This window comes from Rhodococcus sp. GXMU-t2271, from assembly GCF_041414735.1.
Lineage (GTDB): Bacteria > Actinomycetota > Actinomycetes > Mycobacteriales > Mycobacteriaceae > Rhodococcus > Rhodococcus indonesiensis.
This window is the reverse complement of the sequence record NZ_JAUIZP010000059.1, coordinates 14413-29075: the sequence shown is the minus strand read 5'-3', so window position 1 is coordinate 29075 and position 14663 is coordinate 14413. Positions and strand designations below refer to the sequence as shown.

The window sequence follows — 14663 nt, the reverse complement described above, 5'->3', positions numbered from 1 at the left end:
GACACGATGTTCGATCTGTCCGGTAAGCGGGCACTCGTCACCGGCGGCTCGGCCGGCATCGGCCTGGGCATGGCGCGCGGGCTCGCCTCCGCGGGCGCCGACGTCGCGCTGTGGGGCCGCGGCACCGAACGTCTCGCGAAGGCGGCGGCCGACCTCGAATCGACCGGGGTCCGCGTGCTCACCCGATCGGTGGACGTGTCCGACGAAGCGGCCGTCCGTGACGGTGTCGCCGCGACGGTCGAGGAACTCGGCGGGCTGGACGTCGTCGTGGTCAACGCCGGAATCGGGGGGCGGCCCGCGCGGTTCGTCGACTCGAGCACCGAGGACTACCGGAAGGTGATGGCGGCCAACCTCGACGGCGCGTACTTCACCCTGCGCGAGACGGCCGGGGTCCTCGTCGGCCAGGGCACCGGCGGATCGATGATCGTCACGTCGAGCCTGGGTGCGATCCAGGGCGCCGGACGCAATCAGGCATACGCCGCCACCAAGGCCGGGGTCCTGGCTCTGGCCAACGGCTGCGCGGTGGAACTCGCCCGGCACCGCATCCGCGTCAACAGCGTGCTGCCCGGCTGGATCGCCACCGACATGACCGGGCCGCTGCAGGACTCGGAGACGTTCGAGTCCCACGCGATCTCGCGGGTGCCGTTGGGCCGGTGGGGAACTCCCGAGGACTTCGCCGGCATCGCCGTGTACCTTGCGAGTGACGCCTCCGCGTTCCAGACCGGATCGTCCACCCTGATCGACGGCGGATACTCGATCTTCTGAACCGCCGGAAGTGTTGTCCAGCAAGATTCGACCACGAGGAGGAGCTATGGCACTGACCGCATTCCTGGAGCTCGAGTTCAAGCCCGAGACGCTCGGGGAGGCCCGCGCACTGATGGACCGGGTTCTGAAGGAGACCCGTGCGTTCGACGGCTGCCTCGGCATCGAGGTGCTCGCCGACCGGTCGAACGAGGCGCACTGGGTCGTCGTGGAGAAGTGGGAGTCGGAGCAGCACGACGCCGCCTACCGCGAGTTCCGGGCCGGGCCCGGCGCAATTACCGATCTCGGTCCGCTGCTCGCCGGCGCGCCGAAGCTGACCTACTACGACGAGGTCTGAACAGTAGGGGTGAGCAGTAGGGGGTGAGCAGATTCCGCCCTGGGGTGCCTGGGCGGGGGCGGCGCCGACGCCGACGATCGGTATGTCGGATCGACGCCCGCCCACCCGGTCCCGGGACGGCGGAACCTCCCAGGAAAGGCGGACGCCATGAACGTCGAAGAGATGGCCCGGACCCTGCTCACCCTCGACGACGACGCGGCGCTGCGCAGCGCCGCAGCGATCGAGGACGCCACCTTTGCCGCCTACGCGAGCGACTACGTCGAGGCCATGACCCGGCCCGGCTGCAAGGGGTGTCACGGCGGCTGATCGACGGACGTGCAGCGGCCGGAGTACCACGGTGCTCCGGCCGTCCCGTCCCCACGACCGCCACCGAAGGAACCCTCATGACCGCTGCGCTGCCGCTGCTGCTGCGCTCGCACCCCCATCTCACCGCGGCCTCCGCCGAATCCCTGGACTTCCAGGCCCGCGTCGGGCATCCCACGGGGCCGGATCCCGCGCCGTGCGTCCTCGTCCTCACCCGTGCCGCCGACCGCGAGGTCGACGATCTGTCGCTGTGGCTGGCCGCGCGCGGCACCGCGCTGGTGCGGCTGGACAGCGACCGGTGCGCCGGCACGGACGTGCAGTGGGATCCGCTCACCGGCCTGCTCGTCCGTGACGGCCGGACGTTCCGGCCCCGGGTGTGCTGGCTGCGGTACTTCGACGTGGACGCCCTGCGCAGCGGGCACCCCGCGCCCGACGCGACGCTGCACGTGCGTGACCAGTGGCAGGCGTTCGTCACCGCCCTCACAGCGCACGAGGGGGTGCGCACGCTCAATCCGGCCGCGCGGCCCGGAACCCCCGATCGCCTCACCCAGCTCGCCGCCGCTCGGGCGGCCGGGCTGCGCGTCCCCGCGACCCTCGTGACGACGCGGCTCGACGTCGCGGCCCGGGCTCTGCCGGGCACCGGCGATCTGCTGGTCAAGAGCCTCGGCCGGCACTGCGTCGAACCGCGGCCCGGCCGTCTGCTCGGTGTCTACCCTCAGCGCATCCCCCGCACGGCACTCGACGGTACACAGCACACGGGCGCCCCGGTGCTCGTCCAGGAATATGTGGCCGCCGACCGGGAGCTGCGCATCCACGCCGTCGGCGGAACGCTGATCGGGTACGCCGTCACGCGACCCACCCCGGAGTCGCTGTGGACCCGCCCGGAGTCGATCACCGTGCGGCGCTGCGACATTCCCGCCGACGTCGCCGAGGCCGTGCGGGAGCTCCTCGACCGGTTCCGGCTCGACCTCGGCGCCGTCGACCTGCTCGACACCCCCAGCGGTCCCGTCTTCCTCGAGGTCAATCCCGAATTCGACTGGCGCTGGGCAGAACACGGCGCCGGTGACTCCGACACCACGAACGCGGTGCGTGCTCTGATCGCCGCCGCCGTCCCCGCACACCGAGGAGAGAACCGATGACCCGTGTCGCCGTCGCCGAGTACGCGGTGCTGTTCTGGCGCAACGGCACGCTGGTGTGGGACGACTACTTGCACCACCGGCAGTTCGCCCTCACCCCCGACAGCGAGCGGGTCCTGCGCTGGTTCGCGTCGTGGCGCGAACTCGACAGCATCGCCGAGCTGGGGGAGTTACCCCTCGGAATCGCCCGCCGGCTGCTCGAGGCACAGGTGCTCGTCGCCGAGGGTTCGGCCGAGCACGCCGAGCAGGAGCAGATGCTCGTCGAATGGGGCACGTGGGGCCCGTCGGCCCGTTACCTGCACTTCGCGGCCCGCACCGGCTCCGACGTCCGGTTCGCGGACGTGGTCGACGACGAACTGCGGTCGGCCGCCAAGGCGAGCGAGCAGCCGGCGCCCGCAGCCGCCAAGTCCTATCCGCAGCACCCGATGATTCCCGTACCCGGCGATCGGCCGGACTCGTCGGGATGGCAGCGTCCGGGCCTCGTCGAGGCCCTGTTCGAGCGCCGTTCGGTCCGGCAGTTCACCGCAGATCCCGTGTCTCTCGACGCCGTGGGCACCGTCGCGCGCGTCGCGGCGGGGCCCGTCACGGTGATCGACCATCCGGAGGTCGGGCAGGTGCTGCTGAAGACCAGCCCGTCCGCCGGTGCCCGCACCCCCCTCGAGCTGTATCTCTACGCGAACCGCGTCGACGGGCTCGAGCCGGGGTTCTTCCACTACGCGCCGATGCGCGGTGGGCTGGAACGGATCGGGCAGAGCGTGCCCCGGTCCGTGCTGGACGCGGCGCTCGGCGAGCAGCCGTGGCTGTCGGACTGCCCGGCGCTGCTCATCTACACGGCGGTACCGGCCCGGACCCGGTGGCGGTACGAACATTCGCGCGCCTACCGCGACATCCTCGTCGAGCTCGGCCACGTCAGTCAGACCGTCCTGCTCACCGCCACCGCGCTCGGACTCGGTGCGGTGACGGCGACGGCGATGCGCGACCGCGAGCTCGAAGACCTGCTCGGCTGCGACCCCACCGCCGAACCGGTCCTGGCGGTCACGGCGCTCGGGCACCCTGCCGCCGGACTCGGGTGAAGTCCGGTGTCCGATGCGCTCCGCAATCCCGACTTCGCGCGGCTGTGCGCCGGGCAGGCGGTCGCGCAGCTCGGCAGCCGCGGCTACGGCGTCGCGATCATGCTGTGGGTGCTCGCGGTCAGCGGGTCGGCCGCGACGGTCGGTCTGGTCTCCACCGTGACGATGGGTGCCTTCACGGCCGCCACGGTGCCCGCCGGCTGGATCGTCGACCGCTTCGATCGCCGCCGCGTCATGCTCACTGTCGACGCCTGCTCGGCCACCGCCGCCGCGGTGCTGGCGTTCTGCGCGTGGCGCGGCACGTTCGACCCGGTGCCCGTCCTCGCCGCCGTGTCGGTGCTCGGGGCGGGGTGGGCGGTGCGCGGCCTCGCCGAGGACGCGGCGGTGCCGCAGGTGGTCGAGCGCGAACAACTCGGCGCGGCGTACGGGCTGTTCGAGGCACGGGGATATGCGACGGGCGTGGTCGGGCCACCGCTCGCGGCCACCCTCTACGGCCTCGGTGCCGCGCTGCCCTTCGCAGGACATGCCGTGTCGTTCGTGGTGGCAGGGGCAGCGGCGTCCCGGGTCCGCACCCCGCTGCAGGCACCTCGCGTCCACGGCCCGGTCGTGGAGCGGCCGTGGGTCGCGATCCGGGAAGGGTTGCGCTGGTTCGCAGCCCACCCGTTCGTTCGTACCACCGCGGCGCTGACGGCCGTCGCCGAGTTCGTGGTCAACGGCTGTGGCCTGGTGGTGGTCGTGCTCCTGGTCGGCAGCGGCGCGCCCTCCTCGACGGTCGGCATCGTGCTCGCCGGTGCGTACGGCGGGGGCATGCTCGGAGCCGTGGCGGTGCCGTGGCTCCGGCGCCGGGTTCCGGCACACCGTCTGCTCGTGCTCTCGGCGGCCCTCGGGGCTCTGGCGGTCCTCGCGGCGGCCACGGGATCGCCGGTCGCGGCGGCCGCCGGTTACGCGGCCCTGCTGGCGGTGACCCCGTCGTGGTCGGTGGTGGTGACCGCTCGCTGTGCCGAACTGGTACCCGACGAGGTACGGGGACGGGTCGGCGCGGCGACCGGTCTGGTCACGTCGCTGCCGGCGATGTTCGCTCCACTGACGGTGGGCGTGCTGACGACGACCGTCGGCGCGGCGAGCACCGCGGGGGTGCTCGCCGCGCTCCTCGGCGGGGTGCTCGTGGCGACCGCCGTCAGCCGGACGGTGCGCCTACAGGCCGGCGAGCCGCTCGCGTGCCGCGCGGTACTCGGTGGTGAGCCGGTCGACGAGTTCGGCAGCGGGTACGACGGCGTCGACCGCGCCGATGCCCTGTCCTGAACCCCAGATGTCGCGCCACGCCTTGGCCGCCGGTGCCGATCCCGAACTCTCGCCGGTGCCGAAGTCCATGGCCGACGGGTCCGACACGGCGAGGTTGTTCGGGTCGAGGCCGGCGGCTTCGATGCTGCCGCGCAGGTAGTTGCCGTGCACGCCGGTGAACAGGTTCGAGTAGACGATGTCCGCGGCGGTCGAGTCGACGATCATGTCCTTGTAGCGGTCGTCGGCGTTGGCCTCTTCGGTGGCAATGAATGCCGACCCGACGTAGGCGAGATCGGCGCCGGCGGCCTGCGCGGCGAGGATCGAGCGGCCGTGCGCGATCGAGCCCGACAGCAGCAGCGGGCCGTCGAACCACTCGCGGATCTCCTGGACCAGCGCGAACGGGGACTGGGCGCCGGCGTGCCCGCCGGCGCCGGCGGCGACAGCGATGAGACCGTCGGCGCCCTTGTCGATCGCCTTGCGCGCGAAGGTGTTGTTGATGACGTCGTGCAGGACGATGCCGCCGTAGGAGTGGATGGCGTCGTTGACGTCGGTGCGGGCGCCGAGGGAGGTGATGACGACCGGGACCTCGAATTCGACGATGGTGGCGAGGTCTTCTTCGAGACGGTCGTTGGAGCGGTGCACGATGAGGTTGACCGCGTAGGGAGCGGACGGCGCCTCGGGGTGGTTGGCGTCGTGCTTGGCCAGGGCCTCGGTGATGCGGGTGAGCCACTCGCGCAGCATCGCCTGGGGACGGGCGTTGAGCGAGGGGAACGAGCCGACGACGCCGGAGGTGCACTGGGCGATCACCAGGTCCGGGCCGGAGACGATGAACATCGGCGACGCCACCACGGGCAGGCGCAGCCGGTCTTGCAGGATCGGGGGCAGGGCCATGCGGAACTCCTTGTGCTGTGCGGTCTTACGGTGCGGTCTTGCAGGCGGTGCGGTCCTACGGTGCGGCCTTACGATTGCCCGAGCTGGGTGGCCATGAGCGGCATCAGGGCGTGCAGGCCCTTGACCGGCCGGATCATCACCTTGAACGAGGTGATCTGCCCGGCGTCGTTCCAGTGCATCATGTCGATGCCGTCGACGTGGATGCCGTCGAGGTCGGCGGTGAACTCGAGCACCGCCGACCCGTCCGAGTACCACTCGCCGACGTACCGGAAGTCCCGCCCGGTGAACACGGCGAGCGCGGCCCGCAGGTAGGCGAGGGTCAGGGCTTTGCCCTCCTGCGGCGTGAACACCGCGGGGGAGTAGAAGACGGCGTCGTCGGCGATCAGATCGTCCAGGGCTGCCTCGTCACCGTGCTCGACGATGTGGTGCCAGCGTTCGACGACGTCGGGTCGGACGTGGGTCGGCATGCGGATCCCCTCTCGGTTCGTCGCCCCCGAGCGTAGGGGCCTCCGACCTAAACAGTCAATGGTGACCGTTCAGGGATGGAACGGCGGCGTCGGCAGGTCATCGCCGAACAGGTCGGGCAGATCGCTCGACACCCGGTCCGGGAACGACGCGGGGCGCTTCTCGAGGAAGGACGAGATGCCTTCCCGGGCGTCGGGGCCCGTGCCGCGGATGTTGATGCCGCGAGTCTCGATGCGGTGCGCGATCATCGGGTGCTCCGCGCCGAGCGTGCGCCACATCATCTGCCGTGACAACGCCACCGAGACCGGCGCCGAGTGTTCGGTGAGGCTGCGGGCCAGCGCACGGGCCCGATCGAGCAGATCGGCTGCGGGATGGAGCGCGTAGACGAGCCCGGCCGCGTGGGCCTCGGTCGCGTCGAAGATCCGTCCCGAGTACACCCAGTCCAGGGCGGTCTGCAACGGAACCAGGCGGGGCAGGAACCAGGTGGAGCACGACTCGGGGACGAGGCCGCGGCGGTTGAAGACGAAGCCGATGCGGGCGTCGTCGGCGGCGAGGCGGAAGTCCGCCGCGAGCGTCATGGTGATGCCGACGCCGACGGCCGGGCCGTTGATCGCCGCGATGATCGGCTTGCGGCACTCGAACATGCGCAGGACGACGCGACCGCCGCCGTCGCGCCGGACGTCGTCGGCACCCGGTTCGTCGAGTCGCTGCGCGAACGTGTCGGCGCCCGCGGAGAGATCTGCACCGGCGCAGAAGGCGCGTCCGGCGCCGGTGATCACGACGGCGCGTACGGAATCGTCGGCGTCGCAGCGGTCGTAGGCCTCGATCAGCTCGTGCTCCATCGTGGTGGTGAAGGCGTTGAGCTGGTCGGGGCGGTCGAGGGTGATGGTGGCGATGCCGTCGGCGACGGACAGGGCGATGTGTTCCACGTCGGTCAGCATGACAGGTTTACTGAGCGATCGGTAGGTGTGGGGTCGCGCACAGCGCGGCGCCCCCGTCGGAAGCCGATGACGGGGGCGCCGGCGCGACGTGCAGGGGGCTATCCGCGGGTCACGCGGCCGCGGCGGAACTCCTTACCGCCCCAGATGCCGGACTGCCGGGTCTCGCCGGCGTAGGTGGCGCATGCGGCGACGAGGGGGCAACGGTCGCACACCCGGCGGGCGTAGTCGAACGACTCCGACGGGTCCGGGAACCAGGCGTCCGGTGTCGCGTCGCCGCGGCACGCGGCCAGGTCCCAGTCCGGTGTGGTGTCCGACGGGGCGAGCAGGTCGGTGAGCATCATGGTCACGGGCAGGCCCTCCTTCCGAGGATGGAATGCGGGTTCGGTCGGGGCGGCGCAGTGCCCCGGCATGAAGTCGTGGCAGAACGAAACGCGTTGTGGCGCAGAACGGTGTCGAGGAACGGACGGACGCGGAGGCGGCGGTCAGCAGGTGCCGGTTCGCGTCGTCGGCGACCCCGCCTGCCGGGGTCCCACTGGGGGAAAGACGCACGCGACGGGATGTCGCATCGGCTGCGGCGCCGGTCGTTCCGGCGGGGCAGCCGGTGGCGCTGTGCGCATCGCGTGTCTCCTTCCACGTCGTGGTCGTCGTCGATCGGTCGAGTCCAACGTCCCCCGCCGCCGGGTTCTTCCCCTCGGTGCGAGAACAGTGACGGGTACCTCACGGTCCGGGTTCCGCTACATAGGTTTCGGCTATGGGTCGATCTCCCGTTCGGACTTTGTCCCGGGCGCCGGTCCGGTGATCGACTCGACGGGACGCTCCGGCGGCGCCGCGTGCGCGGCCGGAACCCCCGCGACGAGGAGACGCCACGTGAGCGCTGTACTGACCGAGTTCGGCGACGGCATCGCCGTCATGACCATCAACCGGCCCGAGGCGCGCAATGCCGTCGATCTCGAGGTCGCCAAGGCACTCGCCGCCGCCGTCGACGAGTTCGAGGCCCGACCGGACCTGGTCGTCGGGATCGTCACCGGCGCCGGCGGCACCTTCTGCGCCGGCATGGACCTCAAGGCGTTCACCCGGGGCGAGCGGCCGTCGCTGCCCGGCCGGGGATTCGCCGGGCTCACCGAGCGTCCGCCGACGAAGCCGCTGATCGCCGCGGTCGAGGGCTGGGCTCTCGCCGGCGGATGCGAACTCGCGCTCTCGGCGGACCTCGTCGTCGCTGCCCGGGGCGCCAAATTCGGGCTGCCCGAGGTCAAGCGCGGACTCGTCGCGGCAGCCGGCGGCCTGCTGCGCCTGCCCAAGGTGCTGCCGTACCAGCTCGCCATGGAGATCGTGCTGACCGGCGACCCGCTCACCGCCGAGGTGGCGCACGCGCACGGTCTGGTCAACACCCTCACCGAGCCGGGTGCGGCGCTGGACGGGGCGCGGGCGCTCGCCGCCCGCATCAGCGGCAACGGGCCGCTCGCCGTCCGTGCGTCCAAGCAGATCATGTCCTCGGCGGTGCAGTACACCGATGCGGAGGCGTTCGCGTCGCAGCGGGCGCTCGTCGAGCCCGTGTTCGCCTCCGCGGACGCGCAGGAAGGCGCCCGCGCGTTCGCCGAGAAGCGCGCGCCCGTGTGGCGCGCGGAGTAGTGAACTCCCGGAAACCGCTACGAGCCGAGGTCCGAGTTCTCGGCCTCGAGCTCGGTTTCGGTCAGCGCTCCCTGGCACTTCAGGTCTGGTCTTCGAGCACCTCGAGTGAGGCGACGAGTCGGGTGCCGTTGCGGCGCACGGTGGCCGCGAAGGGTGCGGCCCTGGTGTTTTCGTAGACGACGATCGCCGCCGACCACCCGAGGGCCGCACCGGTCTCACCGAGGTCGGTGTCGTCGAGCATGCAGGTGGCCGCCCCGGCGAAGAGGATCACGTCGATGTCGTCCTCGAGCCGATCTCGGAGACGTCGATCGCGCTCAGGGAGCCGTCCATGTCCTTGCGGACGAAGGCGAGGTCCGGCACCGGGATGATCCCGCGCGCGACGAGGCCGTCCGGCAGCGGCAGGGCCGAGCCGTCGGTCTGCGGGAACTGGACGACGAGATGGTCGACGGGACTCAGGATGTCGGCATCGCTGATGGGATTCCTCTTTCCACTGTGCCGGGAACGGGTGGCCGGGCCGTGTCCGGCTGTGTCGACGCGGTGACCGGAGGGCACAACCGGCAGTGGCCGTTGTTCTCCGCTCGGCCGCAGACGACTCGCCCTTCGGTCGGTGTGGTGACCGAAGACCTTTCGGATCCCTCCCGCGCAGCCATGCGGTCGGGATCGCACGAAGATCGTCAACTCGATGCGGGGCGACCGGTGGCGCGCGCACAATACCGTACGTCGGGCCGGAGCGAAGGGAAGGCGAGTGGCATGTCCCAGGACACGAGTGTCAGACAGGGCGTGGCGGCCGGTACGTCCATCGGCGCCGCGATCATCCTCACCACGATCGGTATCCTTCAGATCTTCCAGGGGATCGCCGCGGTGGCCGAGGACGAGTTGTTCGTCGTCGGGATCGAGTACACGTACAAGTTCGACTTCACCACCTGGGGATGGATCCACATCGTGCTCGGTGCGGTGATCGCGCTGGTCGGCCTTGCGCTCTTCACCGGCGCGACGTGGGCGAGGGTTGCGGCCATCGTGCTTGCGGCACTGTCGATTCTCGCCAACTTCATGTGGCTGCCGTACTACCCGTGGTGGTCGATCCTCATCATCGCGCTCGATGTAGTCGTCATCTGGGCGGTGTCGACGTGGAACCCGCGCCGAGACTCCTACTGACGGCACCGCCGGCAGGCCGGGACGTCGCCGATGACCGACGGTGACGTCCCGTCCGGCCTGCCGGACGTAGGAGGCCGACGGCTGCTCTGGCTGGCGGTGCTGCGGCCGCTGCTCACCACGGTGTTGCTGGTGATCGCGTACTTCGTGCTGCCGCTCGAGGACATCGACGACGTCTCCACCCTGACAGTGCTGATCGGCGGAACTCTCCTGGTGTGCGCAGTGTGCGCCTGGCAGATCCGGCAGGTGCTGCGGTCCCCGTACCCGGCCGTGCAGGCGATCGAGGCGCTGCTGCTGTCGGTCGCCGTCTACCTCGTCGGGTACTCGACGGTGTATCACGTCCTGTCGTACAACTCGCCGGGATCGTTCGACGAGCCGCTCTCGCGGATCGATGCCCTGTATTTCTGCATGACGGTCTTCGCGACGGTGGGCTTCGGCGACATTGTCGCAACCACCGAGACCGCGCGGGTGCTCGTCACCGCGCAGATGGTCGGCAACCTCGTCCTCATCGCGCTCGGCCTCCGGTTCCTGACCGCGGCCGTGAAGTGGCGCCAGCAGCAGAAGAAGACGTGAGAGGAAGAACCCGATGGCCGAGACCTCGAGAAGCGCAAGCGCAGTCGAACACCTCACCAGGGAGGAGCGGGCGGAACGCGGCCGGGCCGCCCGCGCCGGGACCCCGCTCTCCGCGCTCGCCGAGTTCGAGACGAGCGGTCGGCCCGATCCGCTCGACCTGCTGGAGCGGCAGGCGACGTCCCGGGTGCCGGAGCTGGTCCCCGTGCGGTACGGCCGCATGGCAGAAACTCCGTTTTCGTTCTATCGCGGTGCGGCCCTGGTGATGGCCGACGATCTGTCCCGCGGACCGACCACGACCGTCCTCACTCAGCTGTGCGGGGACGCGCACCTGAGCAACTTCGGTATCTTCGCCACCCCGGAACGCAAGCTGACCTTCGACATCAACGACTTCGACGAGACGTATCCCGGGCCGTTCGAGTGGGACGTCAAGCGGCTCGTCGCCAGTCTCGTGATCGCCGCGCAGGACAACGGTTTCACGAGCAAGCAGCAGGCGCGCATCGCCCGCGCCTGTGCCGCCGAATACCGCGAGACGATCGCCCGGCAGGCGGAGCGTGGGAATCTGGCGGTCTGGTATTCGCACATCGAAGCCGGCGCGGAACTCGCGGAGCTGCGCGACGAACTCGACTCGTCCATGAAGAAGCGCCTGCGCAAGACTCTCGAGAAGTCCCGGCACCGGGACAGCGTCCAGGCGCTGGCCAAGTTGACCGAGGTGGTCGACGGCCGGCGCCGGATCATCAGCAACCCGCCACTCATCGTCCCCATCGAGGAGGTGCTGCCCGACGCGGACGCGGACGAGCTCTACGCCGACCTGCACCAGCGCCTCCGCCAGTACCGCTCGACCCTCCAGTGGGACCGGCGGGTATTGCTCGAGCAGTTCGAGTTCGTGCAGGCGGCGCGCAAGGTGGTCGGTGTCGGTAGCGTCGGGACCCGGGCGTGGATCTTCCTGTTGCGCGGCACGGGTGACGACGACCCGCTCTTCCTGCAGGCCAAGGAGGCACAACGATCCGTGCTCTCGTACTACGTGGACGGACCGACGTTCGCCAACGAGGGCGAACGGGTGGTCAACGGCCAGCGGCTGATGCAGGCGGCCAGTGACATCTTCCTCGGCTGGCAGCAGGGCCCCGGCCCGGACGGGATCCGGCGCGACTTCTACCTGCGGCAGCTGCGCGACGGCAAGGGCTCGGCGGTCGTCGAGGCGATGACTCCCACCGGCATGACGCTGTACGGGCGGCTGTGCGGACGGGTGCTGGCGTACGGGCACGCCCGATCCGGCGACCGCATCGCGATCGCCGCATACCTCGGGTCTGGAACCGAATTCGACGATGCCATAGCGGCTTTCGCGGTCGCCTACGCCGAGCAGAACGTCCGGGACCACGCTGCGCTCGTCGATGCGATCGCCGCGGGGCGGATCACCGCTCAGCGCGGTCTCTGATCCGAGGGAGCACCGCCCGCCCCGTCCCGGCGTTGCTGTCCGGACGCCTGCCGGACCGCCTCGCCGAGCTGGAGCTCAGGCTTCCTCCAACGCCTCGCCGATTCCCTGGAGCAGGCGGTGGTGATGCGCCTCGGCCAGAAGGTGGCCCGCGGTGATGGCAACCGCCACCGGCCACTCGAGGAGCTCGAGGGCCACCAGAGTGCCGACACCCGCCAGGTAGGCGAGTTGCTCGGGCGGCGGGAGGCTGATGTGGCCCATGACGGGCAGATCCAGGACGAGATGTTCGGCCTCACGCAACCGTTCGAGGGCGGGACGACGCGGCGACACCGCTGACGTCGTGGCAACCATGGCAGTCCCTTTCGTTGTCGGGCTCACGGACGAGCCGACCGTGTTCCGGCCGTCGGGTCAGCGCCGGTCTCTGCGGTCCTCTCGTCGATCTTCCCGGCGGTCGGAACGCCGGCGGACACCGTGGGCGACTACCGCCGCCGTCGCAACGGTGGTGGCCGTACGTGCCACGGGTGCGGGTCCGATCACCGCGGCGCGACGCATTCGCCTGGCTGCGAGTGGCATGTCAGTCTCCTTCTTGTTCGTCGGCCTCGATTGCGGCCAGCAGGGCCTGTACGGGAATGCGGCCGCTGGCCACCAGCTGCCCCCCGGCGCGGCGGATCGCCGACGCGAACGGCGCGGCCCACAGGTTCTCCCACACCAGCAAGGCCGCGGTGCTGCCGGGCTCTACGGCCGCGGCGACCGCCTCGACGTCCTCCTCGCTGAGTAGCATCGCCAGCTCGGCTTCGTAGGAGCGCAGCGCGCCGATCTCGGCTTCGTCCAGGTCGGCGAGCTCGAACGCTTCGAGCGATCCGTCGGTGTCCTTCCTCAGCAACAGCAGATCCAGGACGCGTACTGTTCCGCGTTCGACGAGTTCTTCGAGGGCGGGTGCGATCTCGCCCCTGAACCTGCTGCCCGGGAACTCCACTACGATCCAGTCCACCGGACCGAGTTCGTCGATGTCACTGTCGATTTGTCGTTCGACCTTTTCGGTCATCGCGTCGTCTCCTTTGCCGAGTTGTCGTCGATGGAGTGGCAAGGCCACGTACCCGTGGTGGGTTCCACGTCCGGTTCGGCGGCGTCCACGTGCCGCCTCGTCCCGGACGGCCGGCTTGTCGGAGAGTCCGATGACGACCTGGCAAGTCGGTCTGCCGGTGGGTTCTACGCAATCGACGGTAGACCTGATGGCTGCGCCCGGAAAGGAGCTCGGTGAAGACCGCTCGATCCGGTGACCTACGGCGCCTGAAATGGACCCGAGCAGGACAGATCGGATATTCCGGACGCAGGTGCCGCGGCGTCTACGCCTCGTGTGCCGGCTTCCGTTCGGGTCGGGGGTGGCGGCGGAACCATGCGGCGTACCGGTCGGCGAGGGGGGCGGCGGTGACTCCGTGGGCGAGGACCGACAGGCCTACGGTGACGACAGCGGTGAGCAGTAGCAGGTCTTCGTGGGGCAGGGTACCGGGTTCTTCGAGAATCAGGATGACGAAGACGATGGTGGCCAGTCCGCGGGGGCCGAACCAGCCGAGGAAGGCGAGGGTGGGGGCGCGGGCATGCGTGCCGAGCAGCGACAGTGTGACGGGGACCATGCGCACGACGGTCAGGCTCAGCGTGGCGTAGGCGAGTACCGGCCACGACAGGTGTTCGAGGGCCGGCCCGAGCAACACCGCCCCGAAGACGATGAACGTCACGGCGTTGAACACATCCCCGGCCTCGTCGATCAGTTGGGAGACCTCCTCGTCGGCGCGGTGCCGGATCGTCCCGAAGGTCAGCCCGCCGACGAACGCGGCGATGAATCCCGAGCCGCCGAGGGGCACGGCGGCGGTGTAGGCCAGCGTGGCGGCGGCCACCGGCACGATCTGAACCCACAGGGGGTCGATCGTGCGGTGCCGGACGGCGAGGATCAGTACCGCCGCCGCGACCGCTCCGGCACCTACCCCGGCGAGGATGCCGTAGCCGATCTGCTCGGTGACCAACCGTACGGCTGCACCGCCGCCGATCGCCCCGGACTCGGCGCGTGCGATCGCCAGCACGATCAGGAACAGCGGTACGCAGATGCCGTCATTGAGGCCGCTTTCGACGTTGAGTCCCTGGCGCACCCGCGTCGGCAGGATCGGCAGGGTGACCACCGCCTGCCCGAGAGCGGCGTCGGTGGGCGCGAGGATCACGGCGAGCAGCAGCGCCTCGGGCCAGGAGAGGTCGCCCAGGACGAGTACCGCGGTGGCGAAGCCGGCCGTGATGGTCAGCGGTAGTCCTATACCGAGAAGGCGTGCAGGAAGCGAGATCTCGGACCGTAGAGCGGTCGGGTCCACACCAGCGGCGTCGGAGAACAGCACGAGGGCAAGGGTGACCTCGGCGAGCAGTTTCACCGTTTCGCTGTTGGCCTCGACGTCGATCAGCCCGGCAGCCTGTGCGCCCAGCACGAGGCCGCCGACGGTGAAGACCATCGGAGCCGTGACGGAAGTGCCCGCAACCCGTCCGGAGATCGCCGCGAAGACGAGCAAGATGCCGGCCATCGGCGTCCGCGCGGCAGAACGAGAGCTGCCACACCCGACCACAGGGGAACTCCCAGGAACACCAAGATGATCCACATCATGAGTCGGGTCCTTGCCTCGCCGCACCGGAGTTCCGGGACAGGCGCGACCGGAG

The 14663-nt window shown here is 70.4% G+C and carries 17 protein-coding genes and 1 pseudogene; 10 read left to right on the top strand and 8 right to left on the bottom strand.

What is annotated here, in order from left to right:
• The first annotated feature begins 6 nt into the window (after nucleotides 1-6).
• The 6 genes from QYS60_RS20900 (at nucleotide 7) to QYS60_RS20875 (ending at nucleotide 4910) form a co-directional block, all read left to right on the top strand.
• Entirely contained in the window at nucleotides 7-765 is a 759-nt protein-coding gene (locus QYS60_RS20900) for an SDR family NAD(P)-dependent oxidoreductase (RefSeq protein ID WP_371384153.1), read from the top strand.
• 46 nt (nucleotides 766-811) lie between these two features.
• The gene (locus QYS60_RS20895; protein ID WP_371384152.1) at nucleotides 812-1099 is read left to right on the top strand and encodes a putative quinol monooxygenase; all 288 of its coding nucleotides are present in this window, start codon (nucleotides 812-814) and stop codon (nucleotides 1097-1099) included.
• A gap of 147 nt (nucleotides 1100-1246) precedes the next feature.
• Entirely contained in the window at nucleotides 1247-1405 is a 159-nt protein-coding gene (locus QYS60_RS20890) for a hypothetical protein (protein WP_371384151.1), read from the top strand.
• A 77-nt stretch (nucleotides 1406-1482) separates the two neighbouring features.
• Nucleotides 1483-2541, top strand: a complete 1059-nt coding sequence (locus QYS60_RS20885) for a RimK family alpha-L-glutamate ligase (protein ID WP_289381694.1) — start codon at nucleotides 1483-1485, stop codon at nucleotides 2539-2541.
• The gene (locus QYS60_RS20880; RefSeq protein ID WP_289381692.1) at nucleotides 2538-3611 is read left to right on the top strand and encodes a SagB/ThcOx family dehydrogenase; all 1074 of its coding nucleotides are present in this window, start codon (nucleotides 2538-2540) and stop codon (nucleotides 3609-3611) included. Before QYS60_RS20885 ends, QYS60_RS20880 begins: the two co-directional genes overlap by 4 nt.
• A gap of 6 nt (nucleotides 3612-3617) precedes the next feature.
• Nucleotides 3618-4910, top strand: coding sequence for an MFS transporter (locus QYS60_RS20875; RefSeq protein ID WP_371384150.1), 1293 nt, complete (start codon nucleotides 3618-3620; stop codon nucleotides 4908-4910).
• On the opposite strand, the gene QYS60_RS20870 is transcribed toward QYS60_RS20875, so the two are convergent.
• The 4 genes from QYS60_RS20870 to QYS60_RS20855 form a co-directional block, all read right to left on the bottom strand.
• Nucleotides 4803-5780, bottom strand: a complete 978-nt coding sequence (locus tag QYS60_RS20870; RefSeq protein ID WP_119699302.1) for a nitronate monooxygenase family protein — start codon at nucleotides 5778-5780, stop codon at nucleotides 4803-4805. The two genes, QYS60_RS20875 and QYS60_RS20870, sit on opposite strands and share 108 nt — an antisense overlap.
• Before the next feature lie 68 nt (nucleotides 5781-5848).
• Entirely contained in the window at nucleotides 5849-6247 is a 399-nt protein-coding gene (locus QYS60_RS20865; RefSeq protein WP_371384149.1) for a nuclear transport factor 2 family protein, read from the bottom strand.
• 69 nt (nucleotides 6248-6316) lie between these two features.
• Nucleotides 6317-7174: a crotonase/enoyl-CoA hydratase family protein gene (locus QYS60_RS20860; RefSeq protein WP_193788770.1), complete on the bottom strand. Its 858-nt coding sequence runs from the start codon at nucleotides 7172-7174 to the stop codon at nucleotides 6317-6319.
• Nucleotides 7175-7284: 110 nt separating this feature from the next.
• Nucleotides 7285-7533: a WhiB family transcriptional regulator gene (locus QYS60_RS20855; protein WP_289381684.1), complete on the bottom strand. Its 249-nt coding sequence runs from the start codon at nucleotides 7531-7533 to the stop codon at nucleotides 7285-7287.
• A gap of 520 nt (nucleotides 7534-8053) precedes the next feature.
• Between QYS60_RS20855 and QYS60_RS20850 the strand changes: the two genes are divergently transcribed.
• Nucleotides 8054-8815, top strand: a complete 762-nt coding sequence (locus tag QYS60_RS20850; RefSeq protein WP_010596001.1) for a crotonase/enoyl-CoA hydratase family protein — start codon at nucleotides 8054-8056, stop codon at nucleotides 8813-8815.
• Between the two features lie 79 nt (nucleotides 8816-8894).
• Here the strand turns inward: QYS60_RS20850 and QYS60_RS20845 are convergent.
• A pseudogene (locus QYS60_RS20845) lies at nucleotides 8895-9289 on the bottom strand (DUF1269 domain-containing protein).
• 276 nt (nucleotides 9290-9565) lie between these two features.
• On the opposite strand from QYS60_RS20845, the gene QYS60_RS20840 reads away from it, so the two are divergent.
• From QYS60_RS20840 to QYS60_RS20830, 3 genes are read left to right on the top strand one after another with little or no spacing between them, the layout of a single operon-like run.
• Nucleotides 9566-9970, top strand: a complete 405-nt coding sequence (locus QYS60_RS20840; protein ID WP_102031845.1) for a hypothetical protein — start codon at nucleotides 9566-9568, stop codon at nucleotides 9968-9970.
• Nucleotides 9971-10000: 30 nt separating this feature from the next.
• Nucleotides 10001-10540, top strand: coding sequence for a potassium channel family protein (locus QYS60_RS20835; protein ID WP_102031846.1), 540 nt, complete (start codon nucleotides 10001-10003; stop codon nucleotides 10538-10540).
• A gap of 13 nt (nucleotides 10541-10553) precedes the next feature.
• Entirely contained in the window at nucleotides 10554-11972 is a 1419-nt protein-coding gene (locus QYS60_RS20830; protein ID WP_102031847.1) for a DUF2252 domain-containing protein, read from the top strand.
• Between the two features lie 75 nt (nucleotides 11973-12047).
• On the opposite strand, the gene QYS60_RS20825 is transcribed toward QYS60_RS20830, so the two are convergent.
• From QYS60_RS20825 to QYS60_RS20815, 3 genes are all read right to left on the bottom strand, one after another.
• A complete protein-coding gene (locus QYS60_RS20825) occupies nucleotides 12048-12320 on the bottom strand; it encodes a hypothetical protein (RefSeq protein ID WP_140188181.1) in 273 nt (90 codons plus the stop codon).
• A 223-nt stretch (nucleotides 12321-12543) separates the two neighbouring features.
• Nucleotides 12544-13014, bottom strand: a complete 471-nt coding sequence (locus tag QYS60_RS20820; protein ID WP_289381678.1) for a DUF6325 family protein — start codon at nucleotides 13012-13014, stop codon at nucleotides 12544-12546.
• Nucleotides 13015-13315: 301 nt separating this feature from the next.
• Nucleotides 13316-14530: a cation:proton antiporter gene (locus tag QYS60_RS20815; protein ID WP_371384148.1), complete on the bottom strand. Its 1215-nt coding sequence runs from the start codon at nucleotides 14528-14530 to the stop codon at nucleotides 13316-13318.
• Nucleotides 14531-14663 lie beyond the last annotated feature (133 nt).

Coding starts and splice junctions, on each gene's coding strand:
- QYS60_RS20900 (WP_371384153.1), top strand. CDS start 7: ATGTTCGATCTGTCCGGTAAGCGGGCACTCGTCACCGGCGGCTCGGCC.
- QYS60_RS20895 (WP_371384152.1), top strand. CDS start 812: ATGGCACTGACCGCATTCCTGGAGCTCGAGTTCAAGCCCGAGACGCTC.
- QYS60_RS20890 (WP_371384151.1), top strand. CDS start 1,247: ATGAACGTCGAAGAGATGGCCCGGACCCTGCTCACCCTCGACGACGAC.
- QYS60_RS20885 (WP_289381694.1), top strand. CDS start 1,483: ATGACCGCTGCGCTGCCGCTGCTGCTGCGCTCGCACCCCCATCTCACC.
- QYS60_RS20880 (WP_289381692.1), top strand. CDS start 2,538: ATGACCCGTGTCGCCGTCGCCGAGTACGCGGTGCTGTTCTGGCGCAAC.
- QYS60_RS20870 (WP_119699302.1), bottom strand. CDS start 5,780: ATGGCCCTGCCCCCGATCCTGCAAGACCGGCTGCGCCTGCCCGTGGTG.
- QYS60_RS20865 (WP_371384149.1), bottom strand. CDS start 6,247: ATGCCGACCCACGTCCGACCCGACGTCGTCGAACGCTGGCACCACATC.
- QYS60_RS20840 (WP_102031845.1), top strand. CDS start 9,566: ATGTCCCAGGACACGAGTGTCAGACAGGGCGTGGCGGCCGGTACGTCC.
- QYS60_RS20835 (WP_102031846.1), top strand. CDS start 10,001: ATGACCGACGGTGACGTCCCGTCCGGCCTGCCGGACGTAGGAGGCCGA.
- QYS60_RS20830 (WP_102031847.1), top strand. CDS start 10,554: ATGGCCGAGACCTCGAGAAGCGCAAGCGCAGTCGAACACCTCACCAGG.
- QYS60_RS20825 (WP_140188181.1), bottom strand. CDS start 12,320: ATGGTTGCCACGACGTCAGCGGTGTCGCCGCGTCGTCCCGCCCTCGAA.
- QYS60_RS20820 (WP_289381678.1), bottom strand. CDS start 13,014: ATGACCGAAAAGGTCGAACGACAAATCGACAGTGACATCGACGAACTC.
- QYS60_RS20815 (WP_371384148.1), bottom strand. CDS start 14,530: ATGGCCGGCATCTTGCTCGTCTTCGCGGCGATCTCCGGACGGGTTGCG.